At 65.6% G+C, this 21,519-nt stretch carries 20 protein-coding genes and 1 rRNA gene; 6 read left to right on the forward strand and 15 right to left on the reverse strand.

All coding sequences use genetic code 11. The features are described 5' to 3' along the window. The 4 genes from rrf to uvrB form a co-directional block, all read left to right on the forward strand. Positions 1-90, forward strand: a 5S ribosomal RNA gene (gene rrf / locus C1717_RS02970); the annotation flags it as partial. A gap of 163 nt (positions 91-253) precedes the next feature. Next, the gene (coaE, locus tag C1717_RS02975; protein ID WP_102371779.1) at positions 254-898 is read left to right on the forward strand and encodes a dephospho-CoA kinase; all 645 of its coding nucleotides are present in this window, start codon (positions 254-256) and stop codon (positions 896-898) included. Then, positions 891-1,523 (forward strand): lytic transglycosylase domain-containing protein, encoded by a 633-nt coding sequence (locus C1717_RS02980; protein WP_180965823.1) that lies wholly within the window; start codon positions 891-893, stop codon positions 1,521-1,523. The genes coaE and C1717_RS02980 overlap by 8 nt, the downstream gene beginning before the upstream one ends. Before the next feature lie 82 nt (positions 1,524-1,605). Continuing rightward, a complete protein-coding gene (uvrB, locus tag C1717_RS02985; protein ID WP_102371780.1) occupies positions 1,606-3,849 on the forward strand; it encodes an excinuclease ABC subunit UvrB in 2,244 nt (747 codons plus the stop codon). A gap of 50 nt (positions 3,850-3,899) precedes the next feature. Here uvrB and C1717_RS02990 read toward each other — a convergent pair whose 3' ends face one another. The 15 genes from C1717_RS02990 to C1717_RS03060 form a co-directional block, all read right to left on the reverse strand. Then, positions 3,900-4,742 (reverse strand): DegV family protein, encoded by an 843-nt coding sequence (locus C1717_RS02990; RefSeq protein WP_102371781.1) that lies wholly within the window; start codon positions 4,740-4,742, stop codon positions 3,900-3,902. Next, positions 4,727-6,463: an acetyl-CoA carboxylase, carboxyltransferase subunit beta gene (gene accD, locus C1717_RS02995; protein WP_102371782.1), complete on the reverse strand. Its 1,737-nt coding sequence runs from the start codon at positions 6,461-6,463 to the stop codon at positions 4,727-4,729. Before accD ends, C1717_RS02990 begins: the two co-directional genes overlap by 16 nt. Then, positions 6,453-7,793 (reverse strand): acetyl-CoA carboxylase biotin carboxylase subunit, encoded by a 1,341-nt coding sequence (locus tag C1717_RS03000; RefSeq protein ID WP_102371783.1) that lies wholly within the window; start codon positions 7,791-7,793, stop codon positions 6,453-6,455. The genes accD and C1717_RS03000 overlap by 11 nt, the downstream gene beginning before the upstream one ends. Before the next feature lie 69 nt (positions 7,794-7,862). Next, positions 7,863-8,285 carry a 3-hydroxyacyl-ACP dehydratase FabZ gene (fabZ, locus tag C1717_RS03005; protein ID WP_102371784.1) on the reverse strand — a complete coding sequence of 141 codons (423 nt, stop codon included), beginning with the start codon at positions 8,283-8,285 and terminating at the stop codon, positions 7,863-7,865. Positions 8,286-8,291: 6 nt separating this feature from the next. Continuing rightward, the gene (gene accB, locus C1717_RS03010; protein ID WP_102371785.1) at positions 8,292-8,792 is read right to left on the reverse strand and encodes an acetyl-CoA carboxylase biotin carboxyl carrier protein; all 501 of its coding nucleotides are present in this window, start codon (positions 8,790-8,792) and stop codon (positions 8,292-8,294) included. A 5-nt stretch (positions 8,793-8,797) separates the two neighbouring features. Then, positions 8,798-10,039, reverse strand: coding sequence for a beta-ketoacyl-ACP synthase II (gene fabF, locus C1717_RS03015; protein WP_102371786.1), 1,242 nt, complete (start codon positions 10,037-10,039; stop codon positions 8,798-8,800). A 66-nt stretch (positions 10,040-10,105) separates the two neighbouring features. Continuing rightward, positions 10,106-10,861 (reverse strand): 3-oxoacyl-[acyl-carrier-protein] reductase, encoded by a 756-nt coding sequence (fabG, locus tag C1717_RS03020; protein ID WP_102371787.1) that lies wholly within the window; start codon positions 10,859-10,861, stop codon positions 10,106-10,108. Positions 10,862-10,873: 12 nt separating this feature from the next. Further along, positions 10,874-11,827: an ACP S-malonyltransferase gene (locus C1717_RS03025; protein ID WP_102371788.1), complete on the reverse strand. Its 954-nt coding sequence runs from the start codon at positions 11,825-11,827 to the stop codon at positions 10,874-10,876. Then, positions 11,815-12,759 (reverse strand): enoyl-[acyl-carrier-protein] reductase FabK, encoded by a 945-nt coding sequence (fabK, locus tag C1717_RS03030; protein WP_102371789.1) that lies wholly within the window; start codon positions 12,757-12,759, stop codon positions 11,815-11,817. The genes C1717_RS03025 and fabK overlap by 13 nt, the downstream gene beginning before the upstream one ends. A gap of 1 nt (position 12,760) precedes the next feature. Continuing rightward, on the reverse strand, positions 12,761-12,991 hold the full coding sequence (locus C1717_RS03035) for a phosphopantetheine-binding protein (protein WP_102371790.1): 231 nt from the start codon (positions 12,989-12,991) through the stop codon (positions 12,761-12,763). A gap of 117 nt (positions 12,992-13,108) precedes the next feature. After that, entirely contained in the window at positions 13,109-14,080 is a 972-nt protein-coding gene (locus C1717_RS03040; protein ID WP_102371791.1) for a beta-ketoacyl-ACP synthase III, read from the reverse strand. 273 nt (positions 14,081-14,353) lie between these two features. Next, entirely contained in the window at positions 14,354-16,018 is a 1,665-nt protein-coding gene (locus tag C1717_RS03045) for an NAD(P)/FAD-dependent oxidoreductase (protein ID WP_102371792.1), read from the reverse strand. 112 nt (positions 16,019-16,130) lie between these two features. Then, positions 16,131-17,438, reverse strand: a complete 1,308-nt coding sequence (locus tag C1717_RS03050) for an NAD(P)/FAD-dependent oxidoreductase (protein ID WP_102371793.1) — start codon at positions 17,436-17,438, stop codon at positions 16,131-16,133. Positions 17,439-17,530: 92 nt separating this feature from the next. Further along, positions 17,531-18,388: an Mrp/NBP35 family ATP-binding protein gene (locus C1717_RS03055; RefSeq protein ID WP_102371794.1), complete on the reverse strand. Its 858-nt coding sequence runs from the start codon at positions 18,386-18,388 to the stop codon at positions 17,531-17,533. An 88-nt stretch (positions 18,389-18,476) separates the two neighbouring features. Continuing rightward, positions 18,477-19,238, reverse strand: a complete 762-nt coding sequence (locus C1717_RS03060; RefSeq protein WP_245859389.1) for a M15 family metallopeptidase — start codon at positions 19,236-19,238, stop codon at positions 18,477-18,479. Between the two features lie 210 nt (positions 19,239-19,448). Between C1717_RS03060 and C1717_RS03065 the strand changes: the two genes are divergently transcribed. Both C1717_RS03065 and C1717_RS03070 read left to right on the forward strand, forming a co-directional pair. After that, a complete protein-coding gene (locus C1717_RS03065) occupies positions 19,449-20,132 on the forward strand; it encodes a response regulator transcription factor (RefSeq protein ID WP_245859391.1) in 684 nt (227 codons plus the stop codon). 51 nt (positions 20,133-20,183) lie between these two features. Further along, positions 20,184-21,362 carry a sensor histidine kinase gene (locus tag C1717_RS03070; RefSeq protein WP_102371795.1) on the forward strand — a complete coding sequence of 393 codons (1,179 nt, stop codon included), beginning with the start codon at positions 20,184-20,186 and terminating at the stop codon, positions 21,360-21,362. Positions 21,363-21,519 lie beyond the last annotated feature (157 nt).

Here is a 21,519-nt window from a genome sequence, read left to right on the forward strand (position 1 = left end):
GCCCGGTCCCGTTCCGAACCCGGAAGCTAAGCCCCCGAGCGCCGAGAGTACTGCGGGTGCAGCCCGTGGGAGGGCAGGGCGCCGCTGACCGGTGGACGGCACCGAGCCGGACACAACGAACTGAAAGAGCCTTTGGTAATCCAAAGGCTCTTTTGCTATCTACACATCATCTTCGTTCTAATCGACTAATATACCAACGCTTACGTAACCTTGTTCAAACTTCAACTGTACTCTCGTTGGTGGTCACAACCTTATGACAAGTCTCTTTCTCATTGGGAACATCGCTTCGGGCAAGTCTACGGCAGCTCGATATTTTGCTTGCCGAGGAGCTCGGTGCATCGATCTTGATCGGTTCGCCAAGGACCTCTATGTTCCTGGCTCTGATATCGTGAATGAGCTCGTACAAGAGTTTGGAGCCGAGATTCTCGATGCGTTCGGCGGTGTTGATGCTCATCAGCTTGCGTCTCGGGCTTTTGAGTCTCCTTCTGCCACGAAGCGCTTGAACGATATTGTCCATCCTGTTTTGAAAGCCTGTCTTGCTCAGGTCCTTATGCCCGTACCCTGCGCTTCTATGGCGATGGAATCGCGACTAACTGTCGTTGAGGCATCTGTTCCCGAAGCCGTTCGCGATCTATTTCCTCTGGTTGATGAGGTTCTCGCTATATGCGCACCCTACGAAATACGACGCCAACGCGCTATCGCTCGTGGTATGGATCCTGATGATTTTGCGCGACGTGCGTCTCGGCAGCCATCCGATGCAGCTATTGCAGCGATGGCAACGTCGGTCATTGATAACTCTTACCGTGATGTTCATGAGTTCGTAGACGCGCTCGATGACTGGCTTATGCAACGCGGTCTTTCCGGTTCATTGGGATGCAGCGAGGTTGCGCATGATTAAGACTGCCTTGTCGTCACGCCCTCATCCTTTTGCATGGTATCGAGTGGCTCCGCTGATGCTCACCGCATTCTTTGGTGTTTGCGCGTGGATCTATTCCTTCGCACCAGCCCCTCTACTATCTTGGATGTACCCGCTTGAATTTGAGGACTATATTGCTGCTGCAAGCTCCCGGTATGACGTCGATCCGTTTCTCGTGGCCGCGGTGATCGAGGCCGAATCGAATTGGGATGCAAGCGCGGAATCTGGCCGCGGCGCTCAAGGCCTCATGCAGGTTATGCCGACTACGGCCCACGATATGGTTGAACTCGGTTTCGTGGATGGCGAGGCATTCTCGCCTGATAGCCTTTTTGATCCGAGGACGAATATCGAATACGGATGCGCCTACCTATCGTATCTGCTCGACTATTTCGACGGGTCCCTGGAACGTGCTATTGCGGCTTACAACGGCGGCATGGGAAATGTTGACGATTGGTCAGATGATGGGACGGCGCTCCATAACGCGATTACGTTTCCTGAGACCCAGGCATATCTCATACGCGTGACCAATGCGCATATGCGGTATCGTGAGCTCTATGGTGAGCATTTTGTCCCCGTAGGGTTCTCTAGTGATGAGCCAGTGTCCTAGATGACCGTCTGGATGTTTCGGTGCGCTCTTCATCTGCGGGCGAACTTGTAGCGTTGTTTGGATTGGCAAAGCGAGGTAGGCCATGCCGGCATTCGAGGTTGAACGTGTTGGTGGCGAGCTCAAGCGATTTGGATTGGCAGGCGATTCTGTACAATTCGAGGTTGTGAGCCCGTATGAGCCCGCAGGCGACCAGCCCAAGGCGATTGCCTCGCTTGCTGACGGAGTGACTCGCGGCGATCGTTATCAGGTGCTGCTGGGAGTTACGGGTTCGGGCAAGACCTATACGATGGCTAAGACCATCGAGGCCGTCGGCAAGCCCACACTCGTCATGGCTCCCAACAAGACGCTTGCCGCGCAGCTCGCAAGCGAGCTCAAAGAGTTCTTCCCGCATAATGCTGTCGTGTACTTCGTCTCGTACTACGACTACTACCAGCCTGAGGCATATGTGCCACAGTCGGATACCTATATCGAGAAGGACGCCTCCATCAACGAGGAGGTGGAGATGCTGCGCCATCAGGCCACATCTCAATTGCTGAGCAGGCGCGATGTAATCGTGGTGGCGAGCGTGTCATGCATCTACGGCATCGGGTCTCCTGAGGACTATGCAGGGCTTGCTCCCAATGTTGACAAGAAGCAACCTCTGGAGCGCGACGATTTCATTCACGCGCTCATCGACATCCAGTACGATCGCAACGATTTCGACCTTGCGCGCGGTACCTTCCGCGTACGCGGTGATGTGGTTGATGTATTCCCGCCGTATGCCGAGCACCCCCTGCGCTTCGAGTTCTTCGGCGACGAGGTCGAGCTCATCGCCGAGATCGACGAGGTGACGGGCGAGATCCTGCGCGAGTACGAGGCTATTCCCGTGTGGCCCGCCTCGCATTACGTGACCGAGAAGCCCAAGGTGACCGCGGCGCTCAAGACCATCGAGGAGGAGCTCGAAAGCCGCGTTGCCGAACTCAAGGCTTCCGACAAGCTGCTCGAAGCGCAGCGTCTGCAGCAGCGCACCGATTACGACCTCGAGATGCTCGAGACCATGGGCTACTGCAACGGCATCGAGAACTACTCGCGCCATCTTGACGGTCGAAAGCCCGGTGAACCGCCCTTCACGCTCATCGACTACTTCCCCAAAGACATGCTCTGCATCATCGATGAGAGCCACGTTACGGTTCCTCAGATCCGCGGCATGCACGAGGGTGATCGCTCGCGCAAGGTGACGCTGGTAGAGCATGGCTTCCGCCTGCCGTCGGCCCTCGACAATCGCCCGCTGCGCTTCGATGAGTTCGAAGCCCGCGTGCCGCAGTTCATCTACGTTTCCGCCACGCCTGGTGATTATGAGCTTCGCGTGAGCCAGAACAACGTCGAGCAAATCATTCGTCCCACAGGGCTGCTCGATCCCAAAATCGATGTTCGCCCCGTGCGCGGTCAGATCGATGACCTGTTGGACGAGATCCGCGAGCGCACCTCCCGCCATGAGCGGGTGCTGGTAACGACGCTTACCAAACGCATGGCAGAAGACCTCACCGACCATCTGCTCGACGCTGGCATAAAGGTCAACTATATGCATTCCGATACGGCGACGCTCGACCGTGTGGAGATTCTTCGCGACCTGCGCCAAGGAAAGATCGATGTGCTCGTGGGCATCAATCTGCTGCGTGAGGGCCTCGACTTGCCCGAGGTCTCGCTCGTGGCGATTCTTGATGCCGACAAGGAGGGATTCCTGCGCAATCGGCGCTCCCTCATCCAGACGATCGGCCGTGCCGCGCGCAACGCCGACGGCGAGGTCATTATGTACGCGGACACCATCACGGACTCCATGCGCGAGGCCATCGACGAGACCAATCGCCGCCGGAGCATCCAGATGGCGTTCAACGAGGAGCACGGCATCGAGCCCAAGACGGTACGCAAGGCCATCAACGACATCTCGAGCTTCATCGCGGAGGCGACGGATAACGTCGGCAAGCGGAGCCGTTCGCGCGGCGACTCGCTCGGGCACGGGGAGTTCTTCACGCCGGCGGGCGACGGCGCCGAGGCGGCGCCGGCCTCTCAGGAGTCCACGGGACAGCGTCTCGCCGAGGAGCTCGCGAACCTGCCGCACGACGAGATCGTGCGCATCATCCAGACCATGGAGGACGATATGCGCAGCGCCTCCGAGGCGATGGACTTCGAGGAGGCGGCGCGTCTGCGCGACGGCATCGTCCATCTCAAGGCCATGGTCGAGGGCACGAGCGAGGATGAGGTCATGGAAAGCCTCCGCCGCACGGCCCGAAAGGGAAGCGTGTTCGGCGGAGGCAGGAAGCGTCAGGGTTGGAAGGGCAAGCACTAAACGGCGAGTTCCCGCTGCAGTGCCTTTTGACGGGATCGCAGGATCAGGCGCTAGGCCCGCCAGGAAAGACCTGCGGAGCCCAACCCGATGTTCGCAGCGAGGACGGGCCCGCCGTCCTTGATGCGAACCACGGCTGAGGGAAAGCGCCTGCGCAGGGCGATGAGCAGGCGCCGGGTTCCGGCGCCGCGTTCCCCGAAATACGAGATGACGAATTCATGCGCATCCTCGGGGGCCTGGGCCACGAGGGCGCGCGCCGCTGCGTTGACGCCGCGAACCATGCCGACCTTGGCGATGGCGCCGCCTGCGAGCTCCATGATGGGATAGCGGTTGAGCGTTGAGACCACAGCGCGGCTGAAGGCCCCTAAACGCCCGCTTCGACGGAGTGCATCCATGTCGCTCACGGTGAAGACGATGCGCTGGCGCTCTGCGACTGCCCGTACGCGATGGGCGAGCTCGGGTAGAGACGGATTATCCGTGAGGGCGATACGCCGAGCCTCGCGCACGATGAACTCGAGAGCACCTGCCGTCGCACGGGAATCGACCACCTCGACGCGAGGCTCGCCCTCGGTGCGCGGCTCGTTGACGAGGGCGGCGGCTTCGCAGGCGCTTCGATAGGTGCCCGAGAGCCTAGAGGAGATGGTGATGCACAACACGTCGTTCCCCGCCTTCAGATGCCGCTGGAAGACCTTTGCGAACGAGAGCGTGCGCACGGCTTCGGTGGAGACGGAGCGGGCCTTGCAAAGACGCTCAGCATAGCCTTCGTTGCGCTCGCAGGCTTGCTCGCGGATGCGCTCGCCATCGACGATGTAGGTCATGGGAAGCATGTCCACAGCGAGGGACCGCGCTTCGGAGCGCGATAGCGCGGCGGTTGAGTCGGTCACGAGCGCGAGCATGCGGCATCCCCTCCCATGGCGCGGAACAGATCGTAGCGGGCATCGATGAGCTCATCCGTGTCGAGGTTGCCGAGACCATCGAGCTCGAGGGCAACGCGCTCCATGAGCCTGCTGGCAACCTCATCTGCCGAACCCGTATCGTCGATGGTGTCCGAGACGATACCGAGCTCCGTCAGGATCGGCGCGGTGAGACCGAGGGCTTCTGCGGCGTCAGCGGCCCGGTCGGTCGATTTCCAGAGAATCGATGCGCAGCCTTCGGGGCTTACGACCGAGTAGGCGGCATGCTCGAACATGAGCACGCGGTCGGCCACGGCGAGTGCGAGCGCACCGCCGCTGCCCCCCTCGCCCACGATGACGCTCACGATGGGGGTACGGAGCCCCGACATGGTTACAAGGTTGGTGGCGATGGCCTCGCCTTGCCCGCGCTCCTCAGCGCCGATGCCGCAATAGGCGCCGGCGGTGTCGATGAGGCAGAGCACGGGCCTCTCGAAGCGCTCGGCTTCGAGCATGAGCCGGCGCGCCTTGCGGTAGCCCTCGGGGTGTGCGGATCCAAAGTTGCGCGCCACGCGCTCCTTCGTGTTCCTGCCGCGTTCGGTGGCTATCACGGTGAAGACGCGTCCGTCTTTCCAGCCGATGCCTGCGACCACCGCGGGATCATCGGAGAAGAGGCGGTCGCCGTGCAGTTCGATGAACCCGTCGAGCCCACGTTCGATAAGCTCGAGAGCGGTGGGGCGTTGAGCGCCGCGGGCGGCCTTGACGATGCCGTAAGCAGACGGGACGGCGGTCTTTCTCCGGGGCTTGAGGCCGCTTACGCGCTTGATGAGGGCATGGGGCTCCGGTGTGCCGGCAAGCGCATGCGGGGCGTCCGCGCCGGGGATCTTACCGGCATGGAGGGCGAGGAGCTCGGCTAGGGTGGCGGGAATGTCACGGCGCTTCACGATGAGGTCGACGAAGCCGTGCTCGAGCAGGAACTCGGCGCGCTGGAACCCGGAAGGCAGGCGCTTGTGGGTCGTCTGCTCGACGACCCGGGGGCCTGCGAAGGCGACGAGCGCACCCGGCTCGGCGAGGATGACGTCGCCTTCCATGGCGAAGCTCGCGGTGACGCCGCCGGTGGTGGGGTCGGTGAGCAGCGCGAGGTAGGGCAGATGCGCATCAGCGAGGCGACGTCTGGCGCCCGAGACCTTCGCCATCTGCATGAGCGAAGTCGTTCCCTCCTGCATGCGCGCGCCGCCCGATACGGTGAAGCCCACGACGGGCAGCCCCTCTTCGCGCGCCCGTTCGAACACGCGGCAGATCTTCTCTCCCACGACCGCGCCCATGGAACCCATCATAAAGTCGCCGTTCATCACGAACAGGGCGCAGGGTTCGCCGCCGATGCGCGCGAAGCCGCAGACGACCGCGTCGCGCTCGCCACTCGCCTCCTGAGCATGGCAGAGCTTCTCGGTATATCCGGGAAATTCAAGGAAATCCGTGGGTGCGAGGTCCGCATCCCATTCCTCGAAGGAACCCGTGTCGACGGTGAGCGCGATGCGCCGGCGGGCATCGAGGCGCATGTGGCGTCCGCAGCGCGGGCATACGTCGAGGTTCGCCCTGAGCTGCTCTTGGTCGATGATGCGGCGGCAACCGGGGCACTTCACGTACGTGCGGCGCTGGGGGAGCTCCACCTCGATATCGGTGATCGGTCCCTCGAGCTTGTTGACGGCGGTGCGCTTAGCTCTCATAGAGGTGCTCCATCAGATCGGTGTGGTAGTTGCCCGAGAGGAACTCGGGGTTCTCGAGTATGTCGAGCTGTAGGTCGCTGTTCTCCTGCACACCCTCGATGACGAGCTCGGTGAGCGAAGCGCGCATCTTGCGCACGGCTTCCTCTCGGGTGCCGGCGCGCACGATGAGCTTGCCGAGCATCGAGTCGTAGTACGGCGGCACGCTCGCTCCGGGGAAGAGCGCCGAGTCGAAGCGAACCCACGGACCGTTAGGGGTATGCAGCATCGAGACGGTACCGCAGGACGGCTTGAACTCGGGGTCCTCGGCGTTGATGCGGCACTCGATGGCGTGCTTGGAGATGCGGATGTCATCTTGGGCGAAGGGCAGCTCGGTGCCGGCGGCGACGCGCAGCTGCCACTTGACGAGGTCGATGTCCGAGACGAACTCCGTCACCGGATGCTCAACCTGCAGCCGCGTGTTCATCTCCATGAAGTAGAAGCTGCCGTCGTCGGCATAGAGGTACTCGATGGTGCCCGCTCCGGTATAGTGCACGGCACGCGCGAGGTCGCGGGCTGCCTTGAACATGCGCTCGCGGACATCGTCACGGCCATCGAGGCAGGGGGCGGGGCTCTCCTCAAGCAGCTTCTGGTTGCGGCGCTGAACCGAGCATTCGCGCTCGCCGAGCGTCACGACGTTACCATGGGCATCGGCGAGCACCTGCACCTCGACGTGGTGGGCAGGGAAGACGAACTTCTCCATGTAGCATTCCCCGTCGCCGAAGGCTGCCTCGGCTTCGAGCTTTGCCTCTTGGAACGCAGCCGCGGCATCCTCGGGGCGATCGACTCTGCGGATGCCGCGGCCGCCTCCGCCCGCCCGCGCCTTGATGAGCACGGGGCAGCCGATTCGCTCCGCTTCCCGGACGGCTTCCTCGGGACCCTGCAGGAGGTCGCATCCGGGGACGATGGGCACGCCTGCGTCGCGTGCGCAGCGCCGGGCGGCATCCTTGTCGCCCATGCGTTCGATTACCTCGGGCGAGGGGCCGATGAAGACCACGCCGTACTCGCGGCAGCGGCGGGCGAACCCGGCATTCTCGGACAGGAAGCCGTAGCCGGGATGGATGGCGGTGGCGCCGCTCGCGATGGCGCACGTGAGGATCGCATCCTCGTTGAGATAGCTATCCTGCGGCCGGGGCCCGCCGATGCAATAGGCCTCGTCAGCGAGGGCGACGTGAAGGGCTTCGGCGTCTGCCGTGGAGAACACGGCAACGGTCTTCACACCCATCTCCTTGCAGGCGCGGATCACGCGGACCGCGATCTCGCCGCGGTTGGCGATGAGGATTTTTTCGAACATGCTTACTCCAAGGTCAGCGGGGCACTTGCGGCAGGTGCCAGCGCCCTCGCCATGAAAGGTGTGGCGGCCTTATGCGTTCGGCATGAGCGCGAACGACATCTCGGCGGTGACGCAGAGGGTGCCGTCGACGCGCGCCTCGCCGGTCGCGAAATGGAACGGCCCGCGCGAGCGGGTGATACGACAGGTGAGCTCAACCGTGTCGCCGGGGCGCACGGGATGCTTGAAGCGCACCTTGTCGAGGCCGGTGTAGAAGGGCGTGACGTCCTTGCCGGCAAGGCCGTCGCCCATGAGCACGCAGCAGTTCTGAGCGAGCATCTCGCACAGGATCACGCCGGGCACTACGGGATTGCCCGGGAAGTGTCCCTGTACGAAGAATTCGTCACCCGTGATGGTGATGCGGCCGTGCGCCTCGCCATCCACGACTTCCGCCTCGTCGAGCAGGAGCATCGGGGCGCGGTGGGGGAGGATCTTCTCGATTTCCGTTCGGTCCATGGTGTCCTATGCCTCCTCGTCCGCAGCGATCTTCATGAGGCAGCAGCCGTATTCCACCAGGTCGCCGTCGTTGGCGCAGACGTCCACGATCTCGCCGTCGACCTCGGCAGTCACCTCGTTCATGAGCTTCATCGCCTCGATGACGCACAGGGTGTCGCCGCGGCGCACGCGCGAGCCCTTCTTGACGAACGGCTCGGCGCCGGGCGAGGGTGCCACGTAGAAGACGCCGACCATGGGCGCGTTGACCTCGACGGCGCTTGCCATGTCGAGCGGAGCGGAATCGGCGATCGAGTCGTCAGCCGCGCCCTCGAGGGCGGGGGAGGGCGTTGGAACGACGGGTGCAGCGACGACCGAGGCCTCGGGCACCGCTGCGACGCCGACCATGGGCGCACTCATGCGCTCGAGCTCAATCACGGGCCCGTCCTCCTCGGCGAGTCGCACGCGCGAGAGCCCGTGGGCCTCCATGAGGGCGGCGATGTCGTTCAGCTTCTTCGCATCGATATCCATATGGGTCATCCTTCGTATGCTTTGAAGGCCAATGCGGCGTTATGCCCGCCGAACCCGAGGTTCGTGGAGAGCGCCCAGCGCACGGTTGCGCTGGCGGCATGGCCGGGTGTGTAATCCAGATCGCATTCGGGGTCGGGTTCCGCAAGGCCGATCGTCGGCGGGATCACGCCCGTCTCGATGGCGCGTGCGCAGACCATGGCCTCGAGCGCGCCGGTGGCGCCGAGCATGTGGCCAGTCATGGACTTGGTGGACGAGATGTGCGCAGAGCGCGCCGCATCCTCGCCGAGCGCCTGCTTGAAGCCGATGGTCTCGGTCTTGTCATTAAGCGGGGTCGAGGTGCCGTGGGCGTTGATGTAGAGGCCCTCGGCGGCATCGACGCCGCCCTCGGCAACGGCTTCCTTGATGGCGCGGGTGATGCCCTGCGCATCGGGCGCGGGACTCGTGATGTGGTAGGCGTCGGCGGTGTTGCCGTAGCCCACGACCTCGCAGTAGATGTGCGCGCCGCGCGCCTTGGCGTGCTCGAGCTCCTCGAGCACGAGGATGCACGCGCCCTCGCCCATCACGAAGCCGTCGCGGTTCGCATCGAAGGGACGGCAGGCGGTGGCAGGGTCGTCGTTGCGGGTGAGCGCCTTGCAGTTGGTGAAGCCGGCGATCGCCTCGGGGACGATGCATGCCTCGGCGCCGCCGGCGAGAATGGCGTCTGCGTAGCCGTGCTTGATGGCGCGGAAGGCCTCGCCCACGGTGTGGGCGGACGTGGCGCAGGCGGTCACAACCGGCAGGGTGGGACCGGTGAGCTTGTGGCGGATGGAGACCTCTCCGGCGGCCATGTTGCCGATCATCATGGGGATCATGAAGGGAGGGCAGCGGCGGAAGCCACGTGCGCGCATGGTGTCGACGGCGTCGGTGTACGACTTCATGCCGCCGATTCCCGAACCCACGTATACGCCGATACGGGTGCGGTCGAGGTCCTCGGCCTCGCTCAGGCCGGCGTCGGCCATCGCTTCATCTGAAGCTGCGAGGGCGTACTGCACGTTGAGGTCCTTGTGGCGGACGTCTTCGCCCAGGCGCTCGGCGCCGTCGAAGCCCTTGACCTCGGCGGCGACGGTGACCTTGAGGCCCTCGGTGCTCACGTTGGCGATGGGCGCGATGCCGCTCGTGCCAGCGACCAGGGCGTCCCAGGTCGCGGGAGCGGTATTGCCTACGGGCGAGACGGCGCCCATGCCGGTGATGACCACTCTGTGTTCCATCTTCTGCTCCTTGTGCGAATCTATTGCTCGAGCGCGCATGCGCTCATCCGGGCGCCCCCGCGCCCGCTACATCGCCATGCCGCCGTCGATGCGGATGACCTCGCCGGTGATGTAGGCGGCGGGGTCGCTCGCCAGGAAGGCGACGAGGGCCGCGACCTCCTCGGCGTGTCCCAGGCGGCCGAGCGGGATCTGCTGCTGGTACTGCTCGCGCACGCCGTCGCTCAGGGCGGCGGTCATGTCGGTCTCGATGAAGCCGGGCGCGATGGCGTTGACCGTCACGCCGCGTCCAGCGAGCTCGCGGGCAACCGACTTGGTGAGGCCCACGATGCCCGCCTTCGAGGCCGCATAGTTGGCCTGGCCGGCGTTGCCCATGAGCCCCACGACTGAGCTCATGTTGATGATGCGGCCGCCGCGCTGGCGCATGAAGCTGCGCGTGAGGGCGCGGATCATGTGGTAGCTGCCCGCGAGGTTGACGTTGATCACCTGGGTGAAGTCGTCCTCACGCATGCGGGCGATGAGGCCGTCGCGCGTTATTCCCGCGTTGTTGACGAGCACCCACACGCCGCCGAAGTCGGCGAGCACCTGCTCGACGCAGGCGTTGGCCGCTTCGGCGTCGCTCACGTCGCAGCGATAGGAGCGGGCCGTGGCGCCGAGCTCCTCGACGGCGGCGACCGTTTCGTGTGCGGCCTCGTCGTTGCCGGCGTAGACCACGGCGATATCCATGCCGGCGCGGGCGAGCTCGAGGCAGACGGCGCGGCCGATACCGCGCGAGCCGCCGGTCACGAGCGCGCAGCGGCGGGGGTTCTCAGTGGTTGCGGGCATACCGTGTACCTCCTAGTTGGCGGAATCGATGCCGAGTGCGTCGAGCACGTCGGCAAGCTGGTCCGGGGTTTCGCAGGGGAGGGCCGTGGCGCCCTTGAGGGTGCGCTTCACGAGCCCGGTGAGGGTCTTGCCCGGGCCGACCTCGATGAAGGTGTCGATGCCGCGGCGCTCAAGTTCTTCGAGCGTGCGGACCCACTGCACGGGGTTGGCAACCTGGCTGGAGAGGAGCTCGGCGCGGGCGGCGCCGTCCTGCTCGCCCGAGCCCGCCGGGTAGGCCTCGGCGGTGCGGTTCGCGATGACCGGCAGCTGCGGTGCTGCGGGCGCGTGCCCCTCTGCCAGATGGGCGGCGAGGGCCTCGGCTGCGGGTGCCATGTACGGGCTGTGGAAGGCACCGGACACGGCGACGGGCATGGAGCGGCCCTTGGCTGCGCGCACCAGCTCATCGAGCGTCTCCAGCGTAGCGGGAGCTCCGGCGACGACGGTCTGCTGCGGGCTGTTGTAGTTCACCGGCCAGGCCTCGCCTGCTTGTGCGGCGAGCTCCTCCACCGTGGCGGCGTCGAGCTTGAGGATGGCACGCATGGCGCCAGGGTTCTCTTCGGCGGCTTCGGCCATGAGCGCGGCGCGCCGGCACACGAGCTCGAAACCCTCCTCGTCGGTATAGGAGCCGGCGAAGGTGAGCGCGGCGACCTCTCCTAGGGAGAAGCCTGCGACGGCTGCGGGCACGATGCCGTGCGCGGCGAGCGCGCGGGCGCAGGCGAGGTCTGCGGCGAACACGCAGGGCTGCGTGTTCGCGGTGCTGTTGAGCTCTTCCTGCGTGCCCTCGAAGCACTGGGCGCTCGTGCCGGGACGCACGGCGTCTGCGATCTCGAAGACGGCGCGGGCGGCGGGTTCGGCGGCGGCGAGCTCGGCGCACATGCCGGGGTGCTGGGCACCCTGGCCGGCGAACAGGAACGCTACGCCACCCATGCGGATGCCCCCTTGAGCAGCTGCTCGGCACCGTCGACCAGGTCGTTCACGATCTCGGCAGCGCTCTGGCGCTCATGCACGAGGCCGGCGATCTGACCGCACATGAACGAGCCCTCCTCGTAGTTGCCGTCCTTGGCAGCTTTGCGCAGGGCGCCGGCGCCCATCTGCTCGAGCTCCTCCACGGGCGCGCCCTCGTTCTCGCGACGGGCGAACGCGTTGGTGAAGGGGGTCTTGAGGCAGCGGACGGCGTGGCCGGTGCTGCGACCGGTCACGATGGTGGAGATGTCCTTTGCCTTGAGCACGCGCTCCTTATACTCCTCGGAGACGGTGCATTCGGTGGCAACGAGGAAGCGCGTGCCCACCTGGACGCCCTGGGCGCCCAGCATGAAGGCGGCGGCGACTCCGCGCCCGTCGGCGATGCCGCCGGCGGCGATGACGGGAATCTTGACGGCGTCGACGACCTGGGGCACGAGCGCCATGGTCGTGGCCTCGCCCACGTGCCCGCCGGACTCTCCGCCCTCAGCCACCACGGCGCAGGCGCCGGCGCGCTCGACCATGCGGGCCAGGCCCACGGAGGCGCAGACGGGGATGACCTTGATGCCGGCAGCGACCCAATCCTTCATGTACTTGGTGGGGTTGCCGGCGCCGGTCACCACCACGGGGACCTTCTCCTCGATGACCACGCGCGCCACCTCGTCGGCGAACGGGCTCATGAGCATCACGTTCACGCCGAAGGGCTTGGTGGTCTTGGTGCGGAGCTCGTGGATCTGCTCGCGGAGCCAGTCGGCGTTGGCGTTCATGGCGGCGATGATTCCTAAGCCGCCCGCTTCGGAGACGGCGGCGGCCAGGCTCGCGTCGGCGATCCAGGCCATGCCGCCTTGGAAGACGGGTTTTTCTATGCCCAGGATCTCGCAGATGGGGGAGCGGAGCATCTTAGTTCTCCATGAGGGACTCGATGAGCTCCACGAACTCGCCGACGGTCTCGGGGTTGGAGTCGGTCTCGATCTCGATGTCGAACTCGTCCTCGCAGGCGATGACGGCCTCGACGGTGGCCAGGGAGTCCAGGCCGGCGTCGGCGAGCTTGGTCTCGGGGGTGAGCTCCATCTCGGTGCCGCCGTTGTCGCGGATGATGGTGCAAATGCGATCGAAGGTGGTCTCTGCCATGGTGTTCTCCTTTGCATCTTCCAGGCGCCTCTTGCGCCTTGGTTTCGATTTGCCGCCCCGTTTGGGACGCGTCCACACGTCGAACGCGCTACGTGCGGACGCGTCCCAAACGCTGGGCTATTCCCAGCGGATGAGCGCCGATCCGGTTGCGAGCCCGGCGCCGAAGCCCACGAGGGCGATGAGGTCGCCCGGCGCGAGCGATCCGTCGCGGGCGAGCGTGTCGAGGGTGTAGGGGATGCACGCGCTCGAAATGTTTCCCGTGTCTGCGAGCGTGCGGGCGACCTTGGCGTCATCGAGGCCCAGGCGTGCCGTCGCAGCGGCGAGGATGCGCTCGTTCGCTTGATGGAAAATGAATCGATCGATGTCATCGATATCGATCTGCGCATGCTCGCAGAGCGCCTCGACTGCGTTGCAGATGGTGGTGACACCGAACTTGAATACGCGGCGCCCATCCATCTTCAGCGCATGCGCCCCATCGCCTGCGTCTCGCACCGAGCTGTCGAACGGGGACGTGCCGACGATGCCCGAGACGGCAAGCGACTCGGTGTCGGGCATGCATGAGAGCTCGAAGGCGAGCGGGCTCGCACCTCCTGCGGCAAGCACGCAGGCGGCGGCGCCGTCGCCGAAGAGCACGCAGGTCGCGCGATCCGTCCAGTCGAGCGCGCGCGACATCTTCTCGGCGGCGACCACGAGTACGTTGCGGGCTCGCCCCCGCTCCAAGAAGCCGTCAGCGACGTCGAGGGCGTATACGAAGCCGGCGCATGCCGCCGACACGTCAAAAGCGGGGCAGGCAACGCCCAGCCGACCAGCGATGGCGCACGCTTCCGCGGGAATGATGTGGTCGCCCGTTGTGGTCGAGCATATGATGAGGTCGAGGTCGGCGGCGGCGATGCCAGCATCGTCAAGTGCCTGGCGGCTCGCTTCGACCGCCAGGTCATCGAGCGACTCGACGGTGCAGAGCCTCCGCGTGCGGATTCCGGTGCGTGTGACGATCCACTCGTCAGATGTGTCGAGGAACTCGGAGAGCTCCACATTGGTGACGGACCGGCTCGGTAACGCTGAGCCGGTGCCGATGATGTGAAAAGCCATGATCCCCCTTGGCTGCAAGTAACCAGTTATTGACGTATTATCAAATAGCGTCAACTACTGATACGCTAGCAAAGACGGGGGTCGCTGGAAGCCGTGCTTTGGGAAAAGCGTGCCCAACGTCCGTCTATTCCACGGGATGTTCATGTTTGACGGATGGTCAACCGCGTTCGCTCGTCGTCGTGCAATCGCCTGCGGGCATTCTCGCGGGCGCATAGCTTTCCCTGGATAGCGTGGCTGGTGCCGTGCGATGGCCCTGGCGATTCCCAACGCGCATCATCGCGATGGAGAGATGATGCGCCGCAGCGCCGCCTCCGCGCATCGAATGCCATCCGTGGCGGCGCTCATGATCCCTCCGGCGTACCCCGCGCCCTCCCCGCAGGGAAAAAGGCCGGGTGCGTCGACGGCTTGGCAATGGCGGTCGCGCACGACCGTGACCGGTGAGCTTGAGCGCGTTTCCACGCCGGTCATGACGGCGTCATCGCGATCGAAGCCGTGCAGCTTCCGTGCGAGCTGCGGGATTCCCGCCCGGAGCGTGCCGATGATATGGGCGGGGAGAAGACTATCGAGTTCGCACCAGCTGACACCTAAGGGATACGTGGGGGAGATTCGCCCGGGTCCTTTGCTGGGGCGCCCGGAGAGAAAGTCTCCAACGAGCTGCGCCGGCGCTCGGTATGCGCCTCCTCCCGCCTCGAAGGCGCGTCGCTCGCAGTCGCGTTGCAGCTCGATGCCGGCCAAGGGGTCGGTGCCGGGAAGATCTTCGGGCGTGACGTTCACCAAGAGCGCCGCATTTGCGTTATCGCCGGCGCGGGCGAACCGGCTCGCCCCGTTGGTGACCACTCCCCCCGGCTCTGAAGCGGCGGCAACGACCTCGCCGCCCGGGCACATGCAGAACGAGAACAAGCTGCGTCCGCTTGGTAGGTGGGCGACCAGCTTATAGGGGGCGGCGCCGAGGCTTGGATGGCCGGCAGACGGCCCGTACTGCGCCCGGTCGATATCTGCCTGGAGGTGCTCGATGCGCACGCCCATAGCGAAAGTCTTGCGCGCGAGGCCGAAGCCTCGATCGCGTAGCAGGGCGAATACGTCGCGCGCGGAATGTCCGCAAGCGAGCACGAGCGTGGAGCATTCGATGCGCTCGGTATTCTGCATACCGCTCGCGGTCGTCTGGACGGTGATGGCACGGATCGCGCCCGAGCGCGGCCGCTCTCGCTCGATGTCGACGAGTTTCGTGCGGAAGCGCACCTCGCCGCCGAGCTCGCGGATGCGCTCGACGATGTTGTCGACTACGGTCGGCAGGATGTCGGATCCGATGTGGGGCTTCGCATCCCAGAGGATGCACCGGGGCGCTCCCGCAGCGACGAGCGTTTCGAGGATCTTGCGGTGCGCTGGATTCTTGGTTCCCGTGGTGAGCTTGCCGTCTGAGAACGTGCCCGCGCCTCCGAGGCCGAACTGGATGTTGCACTCAGGGTCGAGCTCCGCGGTTGCTATGAACCGGTCGATGGCGGCGCTGCGCCGGCTCGCATCGTCGCCGCGCTCGATGAGCAAGGGTTCGACGCCGGCTTCGGCGAGTTCGAGCGCGCAGAAGAGTCCGGCGCATCCAGCGCCCACGACGACGGGGCGCGGGCATGGCGGCGCGATGGCGAGCGGCGCGTTTCCCGCTGGTGCCTCCACAACGCGGACTCGCCTGCGATCGCGGGGCGCGACGCGGTCGAGCATCTCGGCTTCATCGATGCCTTCGGCGAAGGCCACGCGGACGCTCAAGATAACATGCACATCGTTTTTCTTGCGGGCGTCGATGGACCGACGGTGAAGCTCGATATGCGCGAAGAAGTGGGGGAGGCACCCAAAGATTCCGATCGCGTCTCGCAGCCCCATGGCTAGGCAGCTCTGCTCGCCTGCTCCTTGGGCGAGCGAGGCGCGGATGTCTGAGATTTCGATCATGGGCGGCGTCTCCCGGCTGATAGTCGCTGCTAGATTGCTCTGCCAGCAGCATTGCTGCTTCTTACGATGTATACCCAGGTGGGTGCGAGAACCCAAATGGGCGCGCGGCGCATCAGGCACCGCTGCTGTTCGCGGCAGCCCGCGCCGCGGCAGTGCCTGCGCGGATGCCCGAGAGCCATGCCCAGGCAAGGTTGAATCCCCCGCAGTCGGCGTCCATGTCGAGCGCTTCTCCGCAAGCGAACAGCTGCCCGCCTGCGGAGGACGTCACCGCGAGCGTGCTGGTATCCACGGCGGAGAAGGGGATTCCGCCTTGGTGGACCTGCGCGGATTTGGGTTCGGTCGTTCCGCGAACGCGGAAGGCGAGGTGCTTCGCTGTCTGCGCGCAGCGGTTGCATGCGCCGGCGGCGTCGATGACGGCTTTGCCCAGGGCGGGCGCGAGCACGCCATCGAACCAATCTGCTCGCTTGGGAGCGAAGGCGCCCACGATGTCCTCGCGTTCGCGGAGACGCTGGCGCAGGGTGCTCTCGTCCAGGGATGGGAACAGGTCGACTTCGATGATGTCGTCGCGCTCGATGCGACGCGAGAGGTTGAACGCGGCGATGCCCGAGAGGCCGTAGGCACGGAAGAGGACCTCGCCCTCTTCGCTCCAGAGCGGGATCCCATCGCGTACGAGGGTGAGCCGCACATCGGCGCGGATGCCGTCTAGGCGCGCGAGCGCATCGGGGCCCAGGGCACTTGAAGAGGTTGCCGGCGAGCACGCGATGGGGCAGAGCACGGGCCGCTCCTCGAGATGGGGAACACCGAACAACGTCGCCGTCGCGCCCGATGATCCGCCGGGTGCGAGGATGACCGAGCGCGTCTCGAACGTGGAGGAGGCCAAGGGCGCCTGGGCAAGGGCGCGGCGCAGCGCGCGCAGCCGTGCGTGCTCGTCACGAGCCCGCGGCGCATGGAGGGGCGTCGCCGGAGCGAGCGATTCAAGGCGCCAGCGGGTACCATCTGCATCCCACGAGGCGCGCATGAGCTTTTGACAGGTCAGCGCCTCGATCCCGGCGCGTTCGCAGGCGCCGAGCAGGGCGTCGCGCACGGATTCGGCTCGTTTGCTGGCGGGGTAGAGCCTGCCCCACTCGGCGGTCGTCCAGATGCCCACGGAGGTGAACCAAGCGCTGAGCTCCTCTTCCGGATGCTCGCCCATGACGGCGCGTGCGATCACGGGATGGCGGTAGCGCGCGGGGCGCAGGTCCTCGTTCGAGAGATTGCAGCGGCCGTTGCCGGTGGCGAGGATGGGAAGGCCGAGCTCGACATCGCGCTCGATGATGGCGACGTGTGCTCCTTCTCGCGCTGCCGCGAGCGCTGCGGCGAGCCCCGAGGCACCGCCTCCCACTACGATGGCGTCATAGCTCCTCGTCGCCTTGGGTGACATCTCGATTTCTCCTTAGGTATCACGGGCACCGCCCGTCACCCGGCGATGCCGAGCAGCGGGCGGTGTATGCGTTGCATGCATCTGAGGCGTGGCTAGGCGTTCTGCGCATCCTCTTCCTCGCTGGATGCGCCCTCGTGCGCGGGGATTGCTTCGCAGGCTGCGAGCGCCTCGGGCAGGAAGTCCTGGGGGAGGGCCTCCTCGATGGCGCCGGCATCGCAGGCGAGCGCGAGGGCGGGGTCGATGGGCAACCTGCCGAGCACCGTCAAGCTGTAGGCCTCGGCGACCTCGTCGAGTTTGCTCGGGCCAAAGACCTCGATCTTCTTGCCGCAATCAGGGCAGGTTACGTAGCTCATATTCTCTACGAGGCCGATGATCGGCACATCCATCTTCTCGGCCATGTTCACGGCCTTGGCGACGATCATCGAGACGAGGTCCTGCGGGCTCGTCACCACGACGATCCCGTCGACAGGCAGCGACTGGAACACGGTGAGCGCCACGTCGCCCGTGCCCGGGGGCATGTCCACGAGCAGGTAGTCCAAGGGACCCCAGGAGGTGTCGCTCCAGAACTGGCGGATGGCGCCGGCGATGACGGGGCCGCGCCAGAGCACCGGATCGGTCTCGCGCTCGAGCAGGAGGTTCGACGACATGACCTTGATGCCGGTACTTGAGATTTCAGGCAGGAGGAGTTTGCCCAAGCCATGGGCGCGCTTGCCGCTCATGCCCATCATCTTGGGAATGGACGGGCCGGTGATGTCGGCGTCCAGGATGCCCACCGTGTGCCCGCGGCGCGAGAGTTCCACGGCGAGCGCCCCCGTGACGAGGGACTTTCCGACGCCGCCCTTGCCCGAGAGCACGGCGATGACGCGCTTGGTCTCGGACAGGCTGTTCTCCTCGAACTGCGTGGGCGCGCTCTGGCCGCCCGCCGCGTTCGCGTGCTCGCATGTAGGCATGTGATGTCCTTTCGACCCTGACTTCTTGTACGGCACACATTGTACCCGGAAGGCGGGCCTGTCGCTCGCCGGCAGGGGGCGCCTTCCGCTACGCCAGGTACTCCTCGAGCGTGATGCCCCGCTGCCATATGTCCGTCGCGGCGTCCACGCCCACGTAGCGGAAGTGCCATTGCTCGTGCGCCACGCCGGTGATGCTTTGCTTCTCTGGCGGGTAGCGCAGGATGAAGCCGTACTCATGTGCATGCTCGGCGAGCCAGGTGTACATGTCTTGGTCGCCGTTTTCCTCGTTGATGTCCGCGGCGAGGCCGAGCTCGTGCTCGCTCGTGCCAGGCTCAGCAACCCATGCGCGCGCCGCCGCCTGCGCCTCGAGCAGGTCGTAGCCTTCGTCCCGGTACGCCTGCACACGCTCGGCGAGAATCTGCTCCTGCTCGGCGCGTGTGCGGAAGCCCGAGCGGATGAAAGGTTGGTAACCGGCTTGCTCGCAAGCATCGAGGAGCTCGGTGAGCGGCTCGGCGATGCGTCGGTCCACCTCTTCGCCGCCGGGCATCTCCACGGTGTCGATGCTGAAGTCGCTGGGCAGGGGGTGCGTGTCGTTCACGAGGGTGAGCTGCCAGCCGTCCTCACCCGGCGCGTCGAGGGGTTGGCCGCCGTACGCACGGATGCCGTCGGCGCTGCTCGCGAGGAGGTAGATTGCGCCGCTGAACAGGACGAGGATCAGCAACACGAGGAGCGTCAGCAGTCGCGGCCTGCGCTTCCTCCTATGGCGCCGTGCCGTTCCGGGCGCGACGCGAGGGATGGGCGCATGCGCGTTCGTTCGCGCGGCGCGGCGCTGACGCATGGTCGGGTACATAGGTCCTCCTTAGTGCGGTTCGATCGTGCGGTGGCGCGGCGGGTGCCCCCGCCGTCCGGGCTGCGATTCCACCCTACGAGGGGTCCCGCTTTCGCGTCCCATAGCGTTCCCTTGGCTTTTCCTGAACAACCCTTACCGATTCCTTATCTCTTCCATGGATGCGCGCCACGCGTCCGCATGGCGGCTACAATCGGGCGCATGGAACAGCAGATGAACATATTGGTGGTCGATGACGACCCGGCGATCGTCGAGCTGGTGGCGGATACGCTCGCGCCGGCAGGCATGCGCGTGACGCCTTGCGTGGACAGTGCGGACGCGATGCGGCTGTTCGAGGAAAACGACTGCGACCTCGTGATCCTCGACGTGATGATGCCGGGGCTAGACGGCTTCGAGCTCTGTGCGCGCATCCGCGCCGTATCGCGCGTGCCGGTGATCTTCCTCTCGGCGAAGGATGAGGAGACGGACAAGGTCATCGGCCTCACCACAGGAGCCGACGACTACGTAACCAAGCCCTTCCTGCCGCGCGAGCTCACGGCCCGCGTGAAGTCGTGCCTGCGCCGCGCGTCGTATGCGCACGAGCAGCCTGCAGACGACCTCTTGCTCTGCCGCGGCCTCGAGGTGAACTGCCGCGCACATACGGCGCGGCTGCATGGCGAGGAGCTCGCGCTCACGCCCAAGGAATTCGCCATGCTTTCCGTGCTGCTCCAGGCGGCGGGCAGCCCCATCGCTACGCGCGACCTCTACGAGCGCGTATGGGGCGAGCGCTACCTCTCGGGCAGCTCGAACTCGGTGATGGTGCATGTGAGGCACCTGCGCGCCAAGCTCGCGGCCATCGATTCCGAGCAGACGTTCATCGAGACGGTATGGGGCGTGGGATATAAGATCGCGCCGTAGCGGCGAGCGCGCCCGCCCATCAAGGTCGCGGCGCCATGGTGGGAGGAACGTATGAAGACCATGCAGGGAATCGAGAGCCGGCGCCGCGCGGTGCGCGGGCTGCTTGCGCGCGCCGCGGCCTATACCGTGCTGTACGTGCTGCTTGCCTCGACCGCACGCCTGCTCGTGGGCGACCAGCTCTCGGCCTTCATCGCCGATGCCACTTCCGTGTGGGTCGAGGTGCCCGAGGAGTCGGCAGACCTCTACCGCCTTTTGGGCTATCAGGAGGGCTCGACCGTCAACGGCAACCCGCAGTTCCGTGACCTACGCGACTACCACGGCGTCGTGGCGATCATCGAGGGGCCGGTTCTGTGGGGCATCTATGTCGTTGGTCTGCTGGGCGTCTCCGCCTGGTGGGTGGCGTCGCGCACGCGCGAAGTGGATGAGTTGACGCATGCCGTGGGTCGGGTGGCGGCTGGAGAGCAGGGCGTTCTTTTGCCCCCGGAGCTCGCACGGGCGCAGGACGAGTTCGACCGCCTCGTCGAGCACGAGGAGGCGCGCGGGCGCGCGGTGGAGGCCGCTGAGGCTCGCAAGAACGAGCTCGTGGCATACCTTGCCCACGACATCCGAACGCCGTTGACCTCGGTGATCGGCTACCTGTCCCTTCTTGCAGACGAACCCGACCTGCCGCGCGATCGACGCGAGCGCTATGCCTGCGCAGCGTTCGAGAAAGCGCAGCGCCTCGACGGCATGATGGGGGAGTTCTTCGAGATCACCCGTTACAACCTGGGGGCGATTCCCATCGAGCGGGAGCATGTGGACGTGCGCCTTTTGCTTGAGCAGGTTGCCGACGAGGTCTTCCCTTTGGCCGAGGAGCGCGGCGTCGCGATCGATCTCGAAGTGCCCGAGGGCACGGCGGTCTTCATCGACCCAGACAAGATGGCGCGCGTGCTGGGGAATCTCATGAAGAACGGCATCGCGTACGCCGATGCGGGGACGGCGCTCGTGTGCCGGGCGCGCACGGAGGGCGAGCGGCTGGTGCTGGAGGTCGAGGACACCGGCCGGGAGATCTCGCCCGCGCACCTCAAGAGCATCTTCGAGAAGTTCTACCGTGAGGATGGCTCCCGCAGCGGCAAGGGCGCAGGGCTGGGGCTCGCTATCGCGCGCGAGATCGTCGAGGCCCACGGAGGGAGCATCGAGGCGGCGAGCGATGCCGGCGTGACGACGTTCACGGTCGCTCTGCTGCGGTAGGGTGGCGGGAACGTCGGCAGGTCGATCTGCGCGGCTTGCCACGCGAACGCGGCATTTCAAAAAGGGTTGTCAAAAGGTTCTGGGCCGCGAGCGAGTCTGGAGGTCGCCTCGGAGTCGCTTCGTGCTTGGCGCATGAAGAAACTGCGGGCAAGATTTA

Source organism: Enorma phocaeensis, assembly GCF_900186505.1.
GTDB classification, from domain to species: Bacteria; Actinomycetota; Coriobacteriia; order Coriobacteriales; family Coriobacteriaceae; genus Enorma; species Enorma phocaeensis.